We start from the raw sequence: 19,547 nt of genomic DNA on the forward strand, positions 1-19,547 counted from the left end.
TTCCTCCGCCCAATGCACTAGATTCCTTGACCGGCTCCATTATTGGATGCGCTACTTCACTACTAGATGCACTGTCCACCAATGGATGCGCTAGTAACGCCCGCCCAGGTGTCTGTGTTTTCTCCGCTCCGCGGTTTTCCGGCTCCGCGTGTTTTCTCCGCTCCGCTGTATTTTCCGGCGCCGCGTGCTTTCTCCACTCCGCTGTGTTTTCTCCGCTCCGCTGTATTTTCCTGCGCCGCTGTTTTCCGGCTCCACTCGCAGAAGAATTATCTGAGTTTTATGTGCACACCGTTGACCTCCGCTAGAGTTACGGTGTTTTGAACGGAGGTACATGTGAGCTTGTACGATCGAACCGAGCACACATCGCAGGGCAGCGCCAATGTAGACGCTGCCGAAAATGCTGATTCAGTGTCTATCACCAACACCAATCGGGCCACCCGTGAGTCGGCGCAAAACGAGCCGACCCGAAATGTGCCAAATGATCACGAAATGCCAAATTCTAAGTCGCTTCACAACGCGCCGCCCCTCACCGAGCCGGCCAGCACGAAGCCGACTAATGCAGAACCTGCCAGCATTGAAACGGCCACCAACAAAACAGCCGGTGCCCACACAACCGAGAGCGCTCAGCAGAACTCGGCCGCAACGGCGTCGGGCACAACTCGGCATTCCGCTCCTATCCGCTACGAGAAGGCAACACGGCACGGAAATCCCGTGAGTTTTACCCCGGGTGCGGTGGAAGTAACCGAGGAGATGTCTATCCCGCGGGCGCTGCGTAATAATGCCCGAAATATGCCCGATCAAGAAATTATCGGCCGAAAAACCGAGTACGGAACCTGGGCCATGATTACTTGGCGGGCTTTTGAACAGGAGTACCGGGCTTTGGCGCGCGGATTTATCGCGGATGGGATCGTGCCGGGAGACAGGGTGGCCATTATGAGCCATACCCGATACGAATTCACCTTGCTCGACGCTGCTTTGTGGTCCATCGGCGCGGTCTCCGTCCCGATTTATGAGACCGATTCTGCCGAACAGGCAACGTGGATCATTGAAAACTCGGGCTGTGCGGTCGCCGTCGTCGAAAACGAACAGATGCGCGGAATGCTAGCGCCGTTGACGACTACCGGCCCGCTACGGGAAATCTACGTGATAGAGGCCGACGATCTTACTCGAATTATCCGGCTTGGTTCTTGGGATTTGGATCTTGAGTTGGACGCACGAATCGATGCTTTGCGGGCTTCTGATTTAGTAACGATTATTTACACTTCGGGTACGACCGGGCGGCCAAAGGGCGCTCGCATCACTCATCGGAACCTGCTTCACCAGGCAATTAACGGACCCCTGAATAACAATATGCGGGAAATGTTCTTCCCCAATAAGCGCACGCTACTATTCTTGCCCTTAGCGCATGTTTTCGCGCGATTCATCAATGTGGGGACGCTTTATCATTCGGTTCCCATTGCATATGAGCCGGATACGAAGAATCTAGTTTCCTCTTTCCAGAGTTTCAAACCAGGATTTTTACTCGCCGTGCCGCGGGTTTTTGAAAAGGTCTATAATTCTTTGGACACGCGCTATTCGGGCACAAAGCAGAAGATTTTCCGCTACTACGCCAAGGTAGCGATCGAGTATTCACGCGCTTTGGAGACCCCGGAAGGACCGCGCGCTGGCCTGCGTGCGGCACACGCCGTTGGCGACAAGCTCGTTTATTCGAAGATTCGGGCAGCGATGGGCGGCAAGCTCACTCATACGGTGTCTGGCGGAGCGCCACTTTCCGAACGGATAACACATTTCTTCCGCGGCGTTGGCATTACCATCTATGAAGGTTACGGAGCTACAGAAACATGTGCGCCAATATCGGTAAATCAGCCGGGGCGGATGCGAGTTGGTTCCGTGGGTCCGGCGTATCCGGGTACACGCGCGGTGATTTCCGACGACGGCGAAATCCTGGCCAAAGGTGACCACATCTTCGATGGATATTGGAATGACCCGGAGGCCACGGCCGCAGCCTTCACGGAAGATGGCTGGTATAAGACCGGTGATTTGGGACGCATTGACGAAGATGGTTTCATCTACGTTACCGGGCGAATTAAGCAACTGATTGTGACCGCGGGTGGGAAGAATGTTTCCCCTGCGGTGCTAGAAGATCGCCTGCGTTCGCATCCACTAATTTCGGAAGCAGTAGTAGTGGGCGATAATAAGCCTTTTATTGGCGCTTTAATAACCTTAGATCGCGATATGCTCCCGATCTGGCTAGAGAACAAGAATTTGCCACCGATGTCGCTCGCACAGGCGGCCGAAAACCCGCAAGTGCGGGCCGCTGTAGACCGCGCCATACAACGTGCTAATTCCGCGGTTTCGCGCGCCGAATCAATCCGGAAATTCACGATTCTTAGCACAGATTTCACGCCCCAAAACGGATACCTCTCCCCTGCGTTAAAGGTCAAGCGAGAGCTGGTATTACGCGACTTTGCGGACGTGATCGAAAACGAGATTTACGGCGGGAAATAAGGCCCGAGCACAAACCGCGGAATTGGTCCCCGAGCGCCGTTCTGGATTACTAATTCCGCGGTTTGCGTCTACACTCAACGGCACCAAACCAAGTTCGCTTGCGCACAAACCGCGGAATTGGTGCCTGAGCATCGCTCTGGGATACTAATTCCGCGGTTTAGGTTCATACCCAGCCGCACCAAACTGCGCCAGCCCCGGCACAAACCGCGGAATTGGTGTCTCTGGGTTTAGGTTTGGTGGTGCAGGATCGAGCCGGAAGACGCAAGACCAAATGTGAATATACGCATTTTTTATCAAATCTTCACTACCTCGGGTCGCGCAAGCGGTTACCTTAGTTACGGAACCGTAGGTTAATTTGAGTTAGAGCAAAATCTGGAGGGAATATGGCGGACCGCCCTGAAAGCTTCACGCCGGGAAAGATCCACATTACCGAGGAGATGAGCATTCCTTGGCTTTTCCGTAATATTGCGCGAGAACAGCCGGATCGGAAGGCAATCGCGGTCAGGTCTTATGCGGGCTGGGCATCGATTACTTGGCGCACGTTTGAATCCGCTTATCGCGCCCTAGCCCGAGGGTTCATTGCCATGGGCGTACAACCGGGCGATCACGTGGCGCTCATGTCCCACACGCGTTACGAGTTCACGCTCGTTGATTTCGCCCTGTGGTCCATCGGCGCCCAAGCCATCCCAATCTATGAAACCGATTCTACAGACCAAGCGCGCTGGATCATTGAAGATGCGGCCTGCACCTTCGGCGTCGTCGAAAATGAACAAATGCGCGCCACCCTCGCACCTATGCTCGACGAGTTCGCGCACTTCAAAAACATTTACGTTATTGAAAACGACGATCTCACTAAGATTTCAGCCACCGGTTCCGTAGATCTCGACGCCGAAATCGACCGGCGCACCGACGCGATTCGCGCAGACGATCTAGCCACGATTATTTACACTTCCGGCACCACCGGAAAGCCGAAAGGGGTAAAGCTTACGCATCGCAACCTTCTTCACGTGGCAATGAACGGGCCCCTCGACGAATGCCTCGCCCCGATCCTGATCGGAAAGCGAACCATTCTATTCCTACCCATGGCGCATTCTTTCGCACGTTTCATCAATCTGGTAGCGCTCTACCAGGGTGGCGAAATTGCCTATTCGCCCGATACGAAAAACCTCGTCGCGGACCTACAGTCCTTCAAACCGGAATATGTATTGGCCGTGCCACGCGTTTTCGAAAAGATTTATAACGCGGCAGACGCACAGGCTTCCGGCCCACAGCAAAAGATCTTCCGTTATTACGCCAAGGTAGCCATTGCTTATTCGCGCGCGCAGGACACAGACGCCGGCCCCTCAGCAGCTTTGCGTGCTGCCCACGCCTTGGGCGAACGGCTCGTCTACCGCAAAATTCGCGCTAAACTCGGCGGCCATATTTCTTACGCGATTTCTGGGGGTGCCCCGCTCGGTGAGCGGCTCGGCCACTTTTTCCGTGGAATTGGCATCCTCGTGCTCGAAGGTTACGGTGCCACCGAAACTTCCGCCCCCACCGCGGTTAACCGCATTGGCCACCAAAAGATCGGTTCCGTGGGTCCGGCCTATCCGGGGTGCCACGTCGCTATCGCGGAAGACAACGAAATCCTTGCCAAGGGTGATCACGTTTTTGTTGGTTACAATAACGACGACGAATCTACCGCGGAATCTCTCACCGCGGACGGCTGGTTCCGCACCGGCGATGTGGGACATATCGACTCGGACGGATACGTGTGGATCACCGGCCGCAAGAAAGAGCTGATTGTTACCGCCGGTGGGAAGAATGTGGCTCCGGCTGCCTTGGAGGACCGCCTGCGCGGCTATCCGCTAATTTCTCAAGTGGTGGTTGTGGGCGATGAGAAACCATTTATTGGCGCTTTAATCACGCTCGATGCGGAGATGCTGCCGGTATGGCTGAAGAACAAAGGACTGGAATCGAAGTCAGTTGTTGAAGCAGCTCAAGACCCCGAGATTATTGACGCGATTGACCGCGCGGTCAGGCGCGCCAACCAGCATGTTTCCCGAGCGGAGTCGATCCGTAAGTTCGTTATCCTACCTACCGACTTCACGGTACAAAATGGGTATCTCACGGCTTCTTTGAAGGTGAAGCGTGCGCTCGTGCTCCGCGATTTCGCGAATGTTATCGACGAGCAGATCTACGGCACCAAGCCGCAAAAGTAAACAGAAAAGATGCAGACTAGGCGGCCCGCGCGTCATCTTTACGCGCGGGCCGCTCTGGCATATGCATGTCAGTTCAGCACACTACCGCGCCCCGAGTGAGGGTTGGGCTTTCTGTGCCTGGTAGCTCAGAAGCAAACTTCCCCGCCGCGGTTGCGGGTCTGGCGTACCGCGCCCCGAGTGAAGGTTGGGCCTTCTGTGCCAGTTGCGCGGCTGCGAGCCCATCCGAGAGCGGGCGATGTGAATCCGCCGAGAGCAGGCGATGCGAATCCGACCACGCCCCATCCCCTGATTTCCTATGTGCGGGGCTCACCAGCCGCTTGACGTTCGGCGTCGTCGATTTTCCTTTTTCTTATTGCCTCATGTTCAGATCTCTGCTTCCAGCACGTGAAATGTGACTCGCGCGGTGCCGCCAGTTTTAGATAATTTTTATTGCTGGTCGCGCTGGATGCGGCGGTGGTTTTCGGTTGCTTCATCCACGATGGTCGAGTGGATACGCACCACAAAGTCCGGGTCCAATCCCTCGCGTTCGGCCAGCTCACGCATGCGGTGCCGTTGCCGCTTTTCCCGTTCTGGATCGGCGGGTGGCATCTCGTTTTCCGCTTTGTAATGCCCGACGGCGTCCGTCACGCGAAATCTGCGGGCGAGCAGAATTACCAGTTCTCTATCGATTTGGTCGAGCTGCCGGCGAAACTCCGCTAGCTTCGGCGGGACTCCATAACTTTCTTCCGCGACCATCGTTTCTCTCCTAGTTATCGTTTTCCAGGGGCAATTATTTCATGTGGCAGTGCACGCGTACCGACCATAACGCGGGCCTGCGCGTAAACCAAAGCCACACACATAAGTAGGACCCGAGCCAAGGCCAGCACCCGCGCCCACCGAAACGCACGAACGCTGGGTTAAGGACGCTAACGATGAATCGACCAGCACCCGCGCCCACCGAGCCGCACGTAAACGAAAGCGTGCGTGTAAGCCAGCCCCATGCATCAGCAAAAACCCGTGCGTAGCCGGCACGTGCAAGTAAGCCAGCCTTCGCTCAGGTTCGTGTAGAAGCGCTGGCGCAACCTCCACCAAAATCGCGGAATTAGTGGCACGGATGGTTAGCAGCTAGTCAATGCGTTTTGAACTACTCGGGGGCCAACCCCGACCTAAACCGTTCGGGGGCCAACCCCGATTGCAGAGGCAGCTTCCTTAGACGGCCCGGCAACGTCACTCAGGCGGTCTTGTCTGAAGCCATTCCCTTCAAGATATATTCCGTATCGTCTTCCCCGAGCACGGCAGCTCGCGTCACCACCACGTCTGAAACGTCTTCGCGCGAAGGCACTTCGAACATAGCACTGGCCAGCACCCGTTCCATAATCGAGCGGAGTCCGCGTGCGCCGGTGCCGCGTTCCATGGCCTCGTGCGCCATCGCTTGGAGGGCGTCGTCGTCGAACTCCAGCCCCACCCCATCTAACTCAAACATCTTCCGATATTGTTTGGTTAGCGCATTCTTAGGTTCGGTGAGGATCTTAATAAGATCAGCTTCGGTAAGCGCGTTTACGGTGGCGATCACCGGCAACCGCCCCACTAGCTCGGGGATCAGCCCGAAACGATGGAGATCATCTGGCGTGACGTCAGCGAGCTGGTCCGGTGCGGCCTCTACGTCGTGCAAGCGTGCCCCAAAACCGATCCCGCCACTGCCGGCCCGTTGCGCGATAATCTGCGAAATTCCATCAAAAGCGCCCGCGCAAATAAATAGAATATTAGACGTATCGATTTGAATATAATCGCCTTGCGGATGCTTTCGCCCACCTTGCGGCGGAACCGAAGCTACCGTTCCCTCGATAATCTTGAGCAAAGCCTGCTGCACGCCTTCGCCCGAAACATCACGCGTAATCGAAGGATTTTCCGATTTGCGCGAAATCTTATCGATTTCGTCGATATAAATAATGCCACTTTCGGCGCGTTTGACGTCATCACCGGCGGCTTGGATAAGCCGCAACAAGACGTTTTCGACGTCTTCCCCAACGTACCCGGCCTCAGTCAGCGCCGTCGCGTCCGCAATGGCGAACGGGACGTCCAACATACGGGCCAGTGACTGCGCCAGATATGTTTTCCCGGTTCCTGTAGGTCCAAGGAGTAAAATGTTCGATTTACCAATTTCGACGTCGTTCTTCTGCGCCTGTTTCTTTGGTTTATTTAGCTCGCGAAGCCGCTTGTAGTGGTTGTAAACCGCCACCGAGAGAGTACGTTTGGCTTCTTCTTGGCCAATCACGTATTCGTTGAGGAAATCGAAAATCTCGACCGGAGTTGGCAACTTCGACGGCGCGAGTTTCCCTTCCCCGTCTCCCAGCTCCTCCTGAATAATCTCATTGCACAGCTCAATGCATTCATTGCAAATGTAGACTCCGGAACCGGTAATCAGCTTCTTAACTTGCCGCTGACTTTTCATGCAGAACGAACACTTCAGGGTTTCCGCAGCGTCTACCGTGCGCGCCATAAAACAACATTCTCCTTGGTCGCCTACATTTTCCTAACGACACCACCACAATACAATTCCTGCGGAAGAAGCGTTAGACCTGTTCGTGGCGCGCCGAGCACACGCAGCCGAGGCCGATAGCATTTGCGCAGGCCAAACCATGAATAACGACGCCGCGCTCGAAAATTCTCGAAATGCCCCACAAAACGCGGAATTGGTGGCCATGCTTCTGGACCAATGGAATCGGCACACCATATTTCTGGGACCGCGAAATCAATGACCCACCAACACAAACCGCGGAATTGGTTGACGGCTTCGCCGAAACCGCGGAATTGGTATGCGGAGATAGGTACGCAAAGGTCCCGGGAGGCACTACACTTCCCGGGACCTTCTTACAAAAGTTGATCGATACTACTTGGCGATACTACTTGCCGGTGCTACTTGACGATCTGCGCCGGAGTCTCTTCCTTGCGCGATTCGAGCACCTGATCGACGAGTCCGTATTCCTTCGCCTGCTGCGCGGTAAGAATCTTGTCCCGCTGAATATCGGAACGAATGGTTTCCGGGTCTTGCCCAGAATGGAAGGCCAAGGTGTTGACCAGCCAGTCCGTCATCCGATCAAGCTCGTCTGCAATAATCCCAATGTCGGTGGCCTGGCCCTGCGTGCCTTCCATCGCCGGTTGGTGGATCAAGACGCGTGCATTGGGCAGAGCCAAGCGCCGTCCCGGAGAACCGCCCGCAAGCAGCACCGCTGCGGCCGAAGCTGCCTGCCCCAGGCATACCGTTTGAATCTGCGGCTTGATGTACTGCATCGTGTCGTAGATCGCAGTAAGGGCCGTGAAGGAGCCACCCGGCGAGTTGATGTACATAGTCACCGGCGAATTAGGGTCCATCGATTCAAGTACCAGAAGCTGTGCCATTACGTCGTCGGCAGACGCATCATCCACCTGCACACCAAGGAAGATAATACGATCCTCAAAAAGCTTCGTATACGGATTCGAACGCTTATACCCGTACGGGGTGCGTTCTTCGAAATCCGGGAGAATATAGCGAGATTCGGGCATGTCAGAGGCCCTTCCCACGGGTAGGGTGCGGGAGGAACCGGCAAACGCGCGCAGTGAATCACCCGCCGAACTAAAATTGATATTCATTTACCTATCGCCTTCCGCATTGTTATCAGAGTCTGATTTTTCACCCTTGAGCATGGCCTGAGACGGTTGAATAATGTGATCCACAAAGCCGTATTCCAAGGCCTCTTGGGCGGTGAACCAGCGGTCGCGCTCGGAATCCTGGAGAATCTGCTCCACACTCTTTCCAGTGTGCTCAGCATTCAATTCCGAAAGTTCACGCTTCATTGCCAAGATGAGGTCTGCGTTAATCCGGATATCGGCCGCGACGCCGCCCGCACCGCCCGATGGCTGGTGCATCAGCACGCGCGTATGCGGGGTAATGTACCGCTTCCCCTTCGTGCCAGCGGAAAGCAAGAACTGGCCCATCGAGGCGGCCATGCCCATGCCCACAGTCACGACGTCGGGTTGCACGTACTGCATCGTGTCATAAATGGCCATGCCAGCAGTAACGGAACCGCCAGGAGAATTAATATACAGGTAGATATCGCTATCGGGATCTTCCGCGGCCAGAAGCATAAGCTGCGCGCAAATCTCGTTTGCGTTCTCCTGCTTAACCTCAGAACCCAACCAAATGATTCGCGACTTTAGGAGCCGCTGGTACACCGAGTCACCGAGCATATTCGGTTGCTCCGCTGCCATTCTTGCAGAGTTTTGCACTTAGATTCCTTCCTTCGGGCACCTTGCGACCACTGGAGCCCTGAACACCACTGAAGACTTTAACGGTCGAATGAAACCGGAATCATCCCAAGTTGCCCCTTTTTCGCTTATGGCGCATGGTTACTCGCATCTCCCGCATAGTACCAATTCCGAAGGCCTTGCTCGGGCAAGACCCACTTTTGCCGCTTGCGCCCCATCGCTCATTTATGCGGATAAGGATGTGCTTGTCTGCAGGCGGCACATAGCGGACCTGCCCGGCCCCATATCCTCCACCCTCTAGGTACCAATTCCGCGGTTTGTGTTCTTGTGCCAACCCGCATTTATCGCGGAATTAGTGCGCGGGAGAAAAAGCGGGAGGTGCGGGGCCTGGCTGGCCTCGCACCTCCCGGGTTCCGTATTTACTTAGGCGCTAGCGGTTTACTTGCGCACTGCTAGCGTTTTGATTCCGCGCTAGCAGTTTGCTTTGGCACTAGCGCGTTACGCATTACTTGTTAGGCGCCAGCGGTTTGATTCCGCGCTAGCGGCGTTAGCGGTTCAAAACCGGCTTTATGTTAGCAACGGCGCTAGCTACGGTGTTAGCTACGGTGTTAGCTACGGCGCTAGCGGTGTTAGCTTCGTGTTAGCGGCGGTCTACGGCCGGGGTGTCAATTCCGTCCCCGTCCCAATCACCAACCACCGAAACATCCTTCGCATTGCCGTAGGCAAAGACTTCATCAGCGGCGCCCGTGGCCAGCTTGTTCTTCAAGAAGAACTGGTTGCCGCGTACCACGCCAACCCCGTCCTTGCCATCACCGTTCCAGTCACCAACAATCACGCGGTCACCAGCAGTACCATAAGCAAACTCAAGCGGTGCCTTGGTATCTTCCAGCTTGCTTTGCACGTAGAAGATATTTCCACGCACAGCAGCCAAAGTATCCTTACCATCACCGTTCCAATCCCCCGCAATAAGGGTATCGGTCGGGTTGCCATAACCGTAAACCGCGTCAGCAACACCGCTGGTCAGCGAATTACGCACAAACACTTGGTTACCGCGAACCACGGCAACAGTGTCCTTACCATCACCATTCCAGTCCCCTACCAGGACTTCATCCCCGGCGTTACCGTAGGCAAACTCGAACTCGGCTACACCACCAAAGCCATTGGTACCCAAGAACACGTTACCCCGGCGCACCAACGGCGTATCGATACCGTCACCATCCCAGTCACCAAAGATGATTTCATCGTTCGGGTTACCATAGTTAACCGTACGATCAGCCTTACCCTGACCCCACGCATTCACATACAACACACCACGAGCATCATTACCAACCGCCCACACACCAGCGGGCTTTTCGCTAGCAGGATTGTCGGTACCTTCAGCACCGGTCTCTGTTCCGGTCTCGGTACCTTCAGCACCGGTCTGGCCGACGTCTTCAGCGCCAGTCTCGGCACCGGTCTCGGTACCTTCAGCACCCGTCTCTGTTCCGGTCTCGGTACCTTCAGCACCGGTCTGGCCGACGTCGTCGGCACCGGTCTGGCCGGCGTCGTCCTTTACCTCGTCCCCACTCTCGGCAGAAACCTCGGAATTAGTAGAAACGGGTTTGCCGGCAAGCGGGAGGCCATTGTCATCCAGGTAAACCGTTTGGATCCCGGATTCTAGTACGCGGCGCTCGACGCGCTCGAGGTCATAGTTATCGTCCAAAATCGGGAACAGCGAAATCGGTGTCATCACCATGCTCGCTGCTGGTTGTTTGCCAGAATCGAGGGCCGGCCCCGTATATGGAGCGATCTTAATATCTAGATGTCCGTAATGTTTTCCGCCCGAAACCAAATGCTTGACTCCAGCCTCGTTGGTCTCCCACTTTTCGGGTTCATCCGCCTGGGCCATCCACACCGAATGCGTGTTGAAACGCAAAGGTGCGTAAGTGCCATCCTCCTGCTGGACCATCTTCTCGCCGCGTAGCCCATCGGAAGCCACGCCCACATCCCAGTGGTAGACGCCCACGCCGTCGTTATTCTCATCAACATAGGAAGCCTGGAACATTTCATCATGCCCAGAAAACACCGCGGCCACACCATACTTTTCAAAAAGCGGCTGCAGGTGGCGCATCGGCGTTCCCGGCTGTTGGTCCGCATGTTCATGGCCCATCGTGGTGCCATGCACGCCATTCGAATAGGCCACGTGGTGGTACTGCACGACGATCGTTTGTCCCTTCGCACGCGCGTCCTGCAACTGCTTTTCCAGCCACTTGTACTGCTCGGAACCCGGCATAAAATCGGGCTGATCTACAGAATTAGGGTCTTGCCCCTCTCCCCACCAGCCCAGCTCTACCGTTTTCGGGAAATCGCGCCTAATTTCCTCCATCGTAAACTGGTTCTGCGTGTCGGTACCGAGTTGTTCCTTTGTAATATTTGCATCATTACCCGTCATCGGGGCCGGCGCAGATTCCGAATTAGGCGATTGGTCCGGCTGACCGTTCGTCGAATCTAAAGAAATAACGGTAACCGGGCCATAATCCGTGCGATGGTAGGCATCGCGAGCATTCGCATTATCAGAACCGTGGGTATCAAAAACCTGGTTATAAGCGGCGCGCGCCCGAATCACCGCGGTCCGATCCTCCGGGGTTCCGTAACCATAAACTTCGTGGTTACCGAGAGAAGTAATCACCGGAATAGAGTCAAGAATATGGCCCTGATCCCCCGCGAAATAGCGGAACCATTCATCCCAATGGCTTTGCGAGGAAGCTCTTTCCGCGATATCACCGGGGAGCAGAAGCAGATCCGGCGCGGCTTGCGCAATAGCTGCATTATTTAGTCGTTGCGCCTGATCCTCCGTCACCGCGTAATTCACGGCATATTTTCCGTTACGCGTACTACCACCGAATTTCTGATCCCAAGCAGAACCGGCACCGGGTCGCTCCTCCGAGCCCTCCGCAAGATTCAAGGTCTGTTCCCATTCGCGGTAGGTCACCCGGCCAATCGGGTCAGTTTCAGTATCCGAGAAAGCAATAATGTGTATGGGCTCTACGAGTTCGCTACCTGGAGTAGGAAGCGTACGGAAAGATGCAGAATGCGCATACCCATCCACCTCTACGGTGTACTGATACGCGGAATTAGTTTGCAAGCCGGTCAGGTCGACGCTGTATTTGTACGGCTTGTCTGCCCGGATCCAGGCTCCTTGCGGAACTCTTAGTTCTTTGTTCCGGGTAAGATCGCCCTGCGTCAGTTCATAATCTTGATAATCGTTGACCGGGTTATGCACACCGGCTACTGTTTCGGTTTTTCCTTCTGCAGGCAGTCCCGGACCGGTGACGGTGATTTTCGCTTCCGTTCCAAGTTCGGTAAACCAATTGATTGTTATCCCTGTATCCGAGGGACGTTGCAGATACGGAAGAACCCGGAAGCCGGGCCGTGGATCTAACGGGACGGTACGCCCGTCAACAACTGTCGGGTTTTCGTTCGTAGAAGCCAAGGCGGGCGAGTCCACCCCTGGCTGCAGAACGGGCTCCGCCTGGGCCGGCGTCGGCACGGCCCACAAGGCGGCCGGAAGGAAAGCAAAGCTAACCATTGCCGCCACCGTTTTGCGCAGTTTCGAGGATTGCATGTTTGCCTTTCCAATCGCGTGGTTGACGCGTTAAAAGTACGGAATCCTCGTAAATTTTTGGTAACCAAGAAAGAAATTCCAGCACCCGCTCACTCGGTGCACCAATTCCGCGATTTCCGCGAGAGTGTCTCGTCACCCCGGTGCAACTAGCGCCACACGAGAAGAAAAGAAGAAGCACACCGTCCCACACCAGTTACACAGAGAACCCCAACCGACGCGCCGAAGTCCACAACCGACGCACCGAAATCGCGGAATTGGTCCCCCTGGGGAAAGAAAAGCGCGTGTGGGTGTGCTCTGAGCATACCCACACGCGCTTTTCGGTATTACATTTTGGCTTTTAGCATCCCCGTCTTGTATCCAATCCGGGAGGGCTTCGGGCCGCCGTTAGATCCTGATTAGATCAGCTTCTCCAGCTTGGCGATGAGCGACTTGCGCGCCTTGCCGGCCTTTTCGGCTTCCAGCACACGCTGCACTTCCGCCGCGTCCTGGCCCTCGACGTATTCCATTACGTCGTCAATCTTCGCATCAGCCGGATCAAAAGCGTCGTCGTCACCCGCATCTACAGTTTCCGCTTCCGCGGTTTCGGTTTCCGCTGCGGCGTCGGTTTCTTCCGACTTCGCGGTGCTAGCCGCCGCCTTCTTGGCCGCAGACTTCTTCGGGGCCGGACGCTTGCGTTCCTGCGAGAAGTCAGGTTCCGCGTTTTCTTCTTCCGGCTTTTCCCCAACTACCGCGATAACGTCTACGTCTTGCCCGTCGGTGTCTACTACCGTGGCTAGGCGCAGGGCAGAAATGAGCGCCTTACCGCGGGTAAGTTCCCCGGAGAAGGCCCCCACCTGGCCGGTTTGCATAACCGCGGAAAGGAACTGGTTCGCATCCATGCCGTACAACTGAGACTGCTGCACCAAGAAGTTGAGCAGTTCATCTTGCTGCACCTGCACGCCGAACTTATCGGCCAGGACGTCAAGCATGAGCTGATCGCGCAGACTGGAAGCAAGATCGTCACGGATCTCTTCGCCGTGTTCGTCGTCGCCTTCCTTACCTTCGGCCTGCAGATGCTGTTCAACCTGGGCATCAATCAGCGAATCCGAAAGCGGCACGTCCACGACTTCCCGCAAGTGCTCGAGCAACTTGCCCCGCGCTTGCGCAATCTGGGCTTCCTTCGCCGCCTTTTCTGCCTTTTCCTGCAAGCTGGCGCGCAGCTCATCGATCGTGTCAAACTCCGACGCCATCTGGGCGAAGTCATCGTCAGCTTCCGGCAGATCAGGTTCCTGTACCTTTTCAATCTTGACAGAAACCTCAGCTTCTTCACCTTCGTGTTCGCCGCCAACCAGCGTCGAAGTGAAGGTGACTTCCTCGCCAGCGCTATGGCCGGTAAGAGCCTCATCCAGACCGTCGATCATGTTGCCGGCACCCACGCGATAAGAAACGCCGGAAGCGGAATCCACTTCCTCGCCTGCAATCGTTGCCGTCAAATCGATTGTCACATAGTCCCCGTCGGCCGCGGCCCGATCCGCCGTCTTCAAGGAAGCGAAACGTTCCCGCAGGTCCGTGAGTTCCTTTTCGACGTCGTCCTCATTCACCGAAGCCGGATCGACTTCGAGCGTAATATCCGCCGGGTTTGGAAGGATAATCTCGGGGCGAATATCCACGGTAACGTCGAAGGAGAAGGGGGTCTCGGAACCCGGATCGAGCGGAAGTTCGACGACGTCGACCGCCGGGCTCCCGAGAGGCACCAACTCGTTTTCGGTCAGTGCCTGCGTGTAATAGTTGTCCATAGCGTCGTTCGCGGCTTGCTCCACGATCGCTTCCCGCCCGATTTGGGCTTCCAACACGCGCGTGGGAACATGCCCGCGCCTAAAGCCGGGAATCTGGACCTGTTTACCAATTTTCTTGGCAGCCTTATCAATTTCGGGCTTAAATTCTTCGAAGGGAACCTCGATAGACACCTTTGCTCGGGTCTCTTCGAGAAGTTCGTAGGAGCTCTTCACTACTTTCTCCATGTACTACGTATGTAAGGGGCGAAAATCGCCCCGCTTGAAGGCACGTGGCCACTGACAGGCCTGAAGCGCATTCGCGTTCAGGCATACCCGCTAATTCTAAGCTAATTCCGCGGTTCCGTGCGCGCCCATAGGGCCGCGCTTTAAGTGGAGCGCGTTACGCAAACCTCGGAATTAGTCGGCACGGAGGGAAAACTGGCCGTGAGGATTCTTACACACGAGCTCTTTGCGCGCGATGAGCCAAAAGCCTTCCATTTCTCTCCTCCGCACCAATTCCGCGTTTTCGTTTCACAAACCAAGCTTCAAACCAATTCCACGATTCGAGAGTGTCTACTTAAGCCATTCGTGGATACGTAAATCGCGGAATTAGTCGCAAGTGGGTGCGCGCTCTCGTACTAATTCCGCGATTTGTGCGCGCTCAAAGAAAACCTACTCGCCCTCAGGCGAGCGCGTGTTGGATATGTGCAAGCCACTCTTCGTAACTCATGGCCCGCACCACGGTTTCCCGCATCTCTTCGGGCATCATCTTTTCCTCGTACGTTCCCGCGTCTTTGAGGCCGATTTTTTCCATGACGCGCAGGCTGGCCCCATGCACAGCCGGAGCACAGGCCGCAATTACCGGAAGCCTGATCACCCCAAACATGTAATCGCGCACTTTCAACGCCGCTTCCGTGGCCAAACCCATGCCCCACACTTCACGATCAAGACACCACGAAAGCTGCCACTGAATTGGTTTGCCGGCGTACAACAACGTCTCCCCTTCCGGCAACGGTGCCGCCGTCACCCCCGCAAAACCAATCAAATCCCCCGGCCGCAAAACCACTTCTCCATGGTCACGCAGACCGTACCGCACACGCACCGCCCACAACCCAAAACCGTGATTAATGAGATCACCCTGGAACATGGAGATCTCATCCAAAGCGTGGTTGGAATCAAAGGAACCAGAGATGAATTCCCGAGCCTTGCTATCTTCATTAATAGCAGCCCATTTTTCCGCGTCTCCGCGCCGCCACCCCGTCAAATCCAGGTGTCGCGTTTGCAACTCGAAAATATCATTCGCAACCTTGAAAGCATCATCCACACCCGTATTCTGGCACGCGCCATCCGCTTTCGCATTAACAGCCTACATAGGCCGACGCCGTACGCGGTGCCTTGTCGATCCGGGCCGGTAACACCAACATACCGTTTCGCGGACAAATTAGTCGAACTGCCCTTGGTAGAACATTCTTCGTGAAAACTACGGCGCGGGGAGCGCGCGGCCCGATACCCGTCGTCGTTCTTTACCGTCCAGCCAAAAACCGCAACGTATCCGCCACACCCAGGAACCGCAACGTATCCGCAACACCCAGGAGACGTTCCCCGAGCAAATCTTTCTAAAACCCGGGCAAACTCGCCGCGCGTAAACGCCCAACGAAGAACCCTCCTGAACCTACACCCTTAATTAGGCTCCCCTTAGCAAATGCCTCAAAGCAAACACCGCGAAGCAGACGCCTCAAAGCATTCACTTCAAGCAGGAACTTCAAGCAGGAACTTTAAGCAGCCACTTTAAGCAACCACTTCAAGCAGGAACCTCCGAACGACGCCCAAAAGGAGGCCAAAGACCCCAAAAAGTGCCGAAGAACTGGCTCCTAGAGTCGCCTCTCGATTAGCCGGGAAACGACATATTCAAGCACCGGAGCTAGGCGGGTATCGGGACGCCAAGCCACCTCGTGGGTGATTTCGACCAGACGGCCATTATCTTTCAAGAGCGGACACTTGTATTCTTCCGGGTTAACCATGGATTGCGGGATGAGCGCAATGCCTTTCCCTTCGCGCGCCCACTCCTCCATCCTGCGTAGGCTGTCAGCCTCATCAAAATACGTATTGAGTTTAAAAAGTCGTTCTTGGAAGAACGTTTGAATAAAATCCCCGAGGCCATTATCAGGGTTGGGCATAATAAAATTTCGTTGTGCGATTTCATTGAACTCAATCATTTCTCTTCTGCCGGGCCGCATTTTAACCACTGCGATTGGCTCGGAAATCACACGCCGGCTCACGAGCCCGCCGCACCTTCCGGCCCCCGGTCCGATTATTAGGTCGAAATTTGACTTGCGCAGTCTGCTACGCAGGCTCTCCATGGGTCCCTCTATAATCGCCAGATCGTGCCGTTCTGGCAGTTCGCGGATGGCCGCATAGAGTCGCCCGATAACGTCGCCGCCAATGAGGTCAGAAACGCCGATGCGTAGGAACCGCTTTTGCTCATTCAGCCATCGCTTGCCCTCCGTAGCCGCGTCCGAAAGCGCGTCAAGCGCTCTTTGCATCAGCGGAATCACCCGCTCACCAAAGGGCGTCATCGTGGTGCCGTAGGACGTTCGGGTAAACATTTCGGCGCCGAGTTGTTTTTCCAACTTACGGACCGCGAGGGACAGGGTCGGTTGTGCCATCCCGAACACTTGGGCCGCCAATGTGAACGAGCCGGTGCGGGAAACCATAATTGCGTATCGCATCGCGTCAGGACTAAGGTCATGCCTCATAGCCACAGAATAACCGGCGCTATCTACAACTTCACGTCTGTTTTGGATTTATCCACAGGCCTGTACAGTTACCGCCGCCACATTTCAGTCTTTTGCTTCTTCTGCGAACCATTTCCGCGATTTCGATCTTTTCGCCGCTCGCCCATCTGCTCCAGGCCGACGCCGCACGGCTAGCGCGTCCCACCGTTATGGTTTGCGGATCGCCGTTTATGGGAGCTCTCGCGCGGCCCCTACAGGCTCATTGACCTGCGGATTGTAAATACCACTCTAATAATAGCCGGAAGGGGCAAATTCTACGCCTTCCAAAATTTGCGCGTGCGGCAAGCTCTCAGCAGTGCCGCAAAGGGTGGCCGTGAGGCGCGCAAGATAACCCCCTTTTGCAATTCGGCAAACATTAGAAAGAGCTAACCCTGGCGTGCGGTGGACCACTTTTGAGCGAAGCTGGGTTCACCCAGCTTGCTTTAAAAATCTATTTTTCTGTGGATAGTTCGCCAAGCTGATTATGCTTCGGCAAAAACAACCTGCCTGAACAGGCACTTCTTCAGCTTCAACCTCAAAATGCAGCACGTCAAGTTTTTCGCGAGATGCCTGATTGTAGTTTTTGAAGCTCTTCCGCGCTTTTGGGTCATTCGTGCGCTTCTGGCGCGTCTACGCGCGCGCCTGTACCCTCCTTCGATAGAGCGCATTTCGTCTACAGCTAGGGCGCGTCTACGCGCGCGCCTGTACCGGGCCCAATCTGGCTATAACCAAAGCAAGCAGCACCCCAACCAGGCAGCGTCAGAACCTAGACCGGATCGCAATCAAGTACCGCAGTGAACGGCAGCATCATGAGCCATGCAGAGCCGGAATCACACACGACCACAACCTAGGCAACGCCAGAACCCGAGACGCACCGCGATCAAGCGCTGCCGTAAACCCAGCCACACCGCACCCCAAGCAGCACAGCATCGTAACCACCAGTTTTTTGAATCCCATGCGCTCGAAAACCTAAGCGCTCACAACCGCGAGGTGCGGCGTCGCCCCGTTCCAAAGTGAAGATAAACCTGATTATTCTGGCAGTGCCGGCGCTGAACACTACGCGCTTGCGGGTGAGCTGAGGTTTTTAGCTGGAGTAGCTTTGTGAACGTGTACGCAGGATAACAGCGCTCCTACGGGTCTAAGGAGCGCGGGGTTACTTGGCAATCGTTTTGGTAACCGCTGCCGAATTGTTTTAGCGGCTGCTGGAGCGCTGACAGGAGCGCGGTTGCTTATGCAGTCACCGGTTTGCTTATAGCAGCCGTTCGTTTATTGAGAGCGGCTGGCGGTTTGCTTGTAGCAGCCGGCGATTCACTGATAGCAGCTGGCGGAATGTTGGGAACAGCAACGGGCTAGTCGCAAAGCCGCCACTCGGAGATCGCTCCAGTATGGTGTGCATCTGCGGGCTCCGGTAGGCCTGATGCCGGCCGGTTTTACATAGGGATGCCCTGCACCGCGAGCGTCTTTTCCCGATTACCTTTTGGAGTGGCATCTAACTAGTCTCTGAGGAGAAACCCAAAACGCCCGAACTGAAAACCCGAGATACTCGCTAGCCCTGTTTTGTGCCGGACGGGTCTATACAGAACATGTACAGCGTTCGAAGAGAATTTGGCCACGTCTCCTGGGCTTGTTGTACTAGCCCGGCTTGCGGCACTAACCCCGAACTTGCTGCAGGAACCCAGGCTTCCGGCACTAACCCAAACTTGCTGCAGTAACCCCGGCTTCCGGCACTAACCAGGCTTCGGGCACTAACCCGGCTCCCGGCACTAAAAGGATGCAGGCTCCAACAGCAAATTCTTGCTCCCCGCACGGAGATACAGCACGACCCTGGTACGCCAGCATCCGCCGCATCGGACCTATAGACGTTGACTTATACCGGTTGCTCTATACCTGTTACAGCTCCCGCCACTGCCGCGATTGGCGGGTTGAAGATGCATGATTCACGCGCGGCGTTATACCACCATCGTTCGTTATGGGTTTTCTTTGGCCAGCTTGCTGGAAACTTTTGGCCGCTCCGCTGGGGAATAAATGGAGCGAGTGACGGGAATCGAACCCGCATCATCAGCTTGGAAGGCTGAGGTTCTACCATTGAACTACACTCGCGTAATCGCAGTTCGAACATATTGAATGCGACTTGGATACTATACCAGGAAAACACCTCGCGCACGCCGTATCTTACATCACACTGACTGAGGTGCGAGCAACGGTTGCCCGGCGCAGAGCTTGCCTTGCGCGGAGCCTGCCTTGCGCAGAGCCTCTGGCCCATGGCAGGTTGCTTCCCTACCGGCCATTTTCTCTGCTTCCTAGCCGGCCTCGACTGATATTTCAGTCGCCTCAGCGATCCCCACTTTCTCCGGCGTATCCGCAGCCTCACGTATCTCTACTCCCCAGGCTCCCTATTCCCCGGGCGTACCCATAGCCTCACGTATTCCCAAGTTTTGCCAACCGGTTGGGTGAAGGAGTTTTTGCAACCGCAATTCACACA

10 protein-coding genes and 1 tRNA gene are annotated in these 19,547 nt (G+C 55.6%); 2 read left to right on the plus strand and 9 right to left on the minus strand.

Features of this window, described 5'->3' with window-relative positions:
- The first annotated feature begins 333 nt into the window (after nucleotides 1–333).
- Complete coding sequence (locus tag H8274_RS07240) at nucleotides 334–2,508, plus strand: AMP-dependent synthetase/ligase (protein ID WP_338067700.1); 2,175 nt, start codon at nucleotides 334–336, stop codon at nucleotides 2,506–2,508.
- Nucleotides 2,509–2,891: 383 nt separating this feature from the next.
- Nucleotides 2,892–4,709 carry an AMP-dependent synthetase/ligase gene (locus H8274_RS07245; RefSeq protein ID WP_049618787.1) on the plus strand — a complete coding sequence of 606 codons (1,818 nt, stop codon included), beginning with the start codon at nucleotides 2,892–2,894 and terminating at the stop codon, nucleotides 4,707–4,709.
- Between the two features lie 426 nt (nucleotides 4,710–5,135).
- On the opposite strand, the gene H8274_RS07250 is transcribed toward H8274_RS07245, so the two are convergent.
- The 9 genes from H8274_RS07250 to H8274_RS07290 form a co-directional block, all read right to left on the minus strand.
- Entirely contained in the window at nucleotides 5,136–5,444 is a 309-nt protein-coding gene (locus H8274_RS07250) for a chorismate mutase (RefSeq protein ID WP_049618788.1), read from the minus strand.
- Between the two features lie 475 nt (nucleotides 5,445–5,919).
- Entirely contained in the window at nucleotides 5,920–7,188 is a 1,269-nt protein-coding gene (gene clpX, locus H8274_RS07255) for an ATP-dependent Clp protease ATP-binding subunit ClpX (RefSeq protein WP_049618789.1), read from the minus strand.
- A 416-nt stretch (nucleotides 7,189–7,604) separates the two neighbouring features.
- On the minus strand, nucleotides 7,605–8,231 hold the full coding sequence (locus H8274_RS07260) for an ATP-dependent Clp protease proteolytic subunit (protein ID WP_049618829.1): 627 nt from the start codon (nucleotides 8,229–8,231) through the stop codon (nucleotides 7,605–7,607).
- An 87-nt stretch (nucleotides 8,232–8,318) separates the two neighbouring features.
- The gene (locus tag H8274_RS07265; RefSeq protein WP_049618790.1) at nucleotides 8,319–8,936 is read right to left on the minus strand and encodes a ClpP family protease; all 618 of its coding nucleotides are present in this window, start codon (nucleotides 8,934–8,936) and stop codon (nucleotides 8,319–8,321) included.
- 637 nt (nucleotides 8,937–9,573) lie between these two features.
- Nucleotides 9,574–12,537 (minus strand): metallophosphoesterase family protein, encoded by a 2,964-nt coding sequence (locus H8274_RS07270; RefSeq protein ID WP_185934187.1) that lies wholly within the window; start codon nucleotides 12,535–12,537, stop codon nucleotides 9,574–9,576.
- 395 nt (nucleotides 12,538–12,932) lie between these two features.
- The gene (tig, locus tag H8274_RS07275; protein WP_231583023.1) at nucleotides 12,933–14,537 is read right to left on the minus strand and encodes a trigger factor; all 1,605 of its coding nucleotides are present in this window, start codon (nucleotides 14,535–14,537) and stop codon (nucleotides 12,933–12,935) included.
- A gap of 436 nt (nucleotides 14,538–14,973) precedes the next feature.
- A complete protein-coding gene (locus H8274_RS07280) occupies nucleotides 14,974–15,615 on the minus strand; it encodes a GNAT family N-acetyltransferase (protein ID WP_049618793.1) in 642 nt (213 codons plus the stop codon).
- Between the two features lie 547 nt (nucleotides 15,616–16,162).
- On the minus strand, nucleotides 16,163–17,047 hold the full coding sequence (locus H8274_RS07285; RefSeq protein WP_074660735.1) for a LysR family transcriptional regulator: 885 nt from the start codon (nucleotides 17,045–17,047) through the stop codon (nucleotides 16,163–16,165).
- A gap of 2,044 nt (nucleotides 17,048–19,091) precedes the next feature.
- A tRNA-Gly gene (locus H8274_RS07290) sits at nucleotides 19,092–19,165 on the minus strand.
- Nucleotides 19,166–19,547 lie beyond the last annotated feature (382 nt).

Source organism: Actinobaculum suis (assembly GCF_900618115.1).
Classification (GTDB): Bacteria; Actinomycetota; Actinomycetes; order Actinomycetales; family Actinomycetaceae; genus Actinobaculum; species Actinobaculum suis.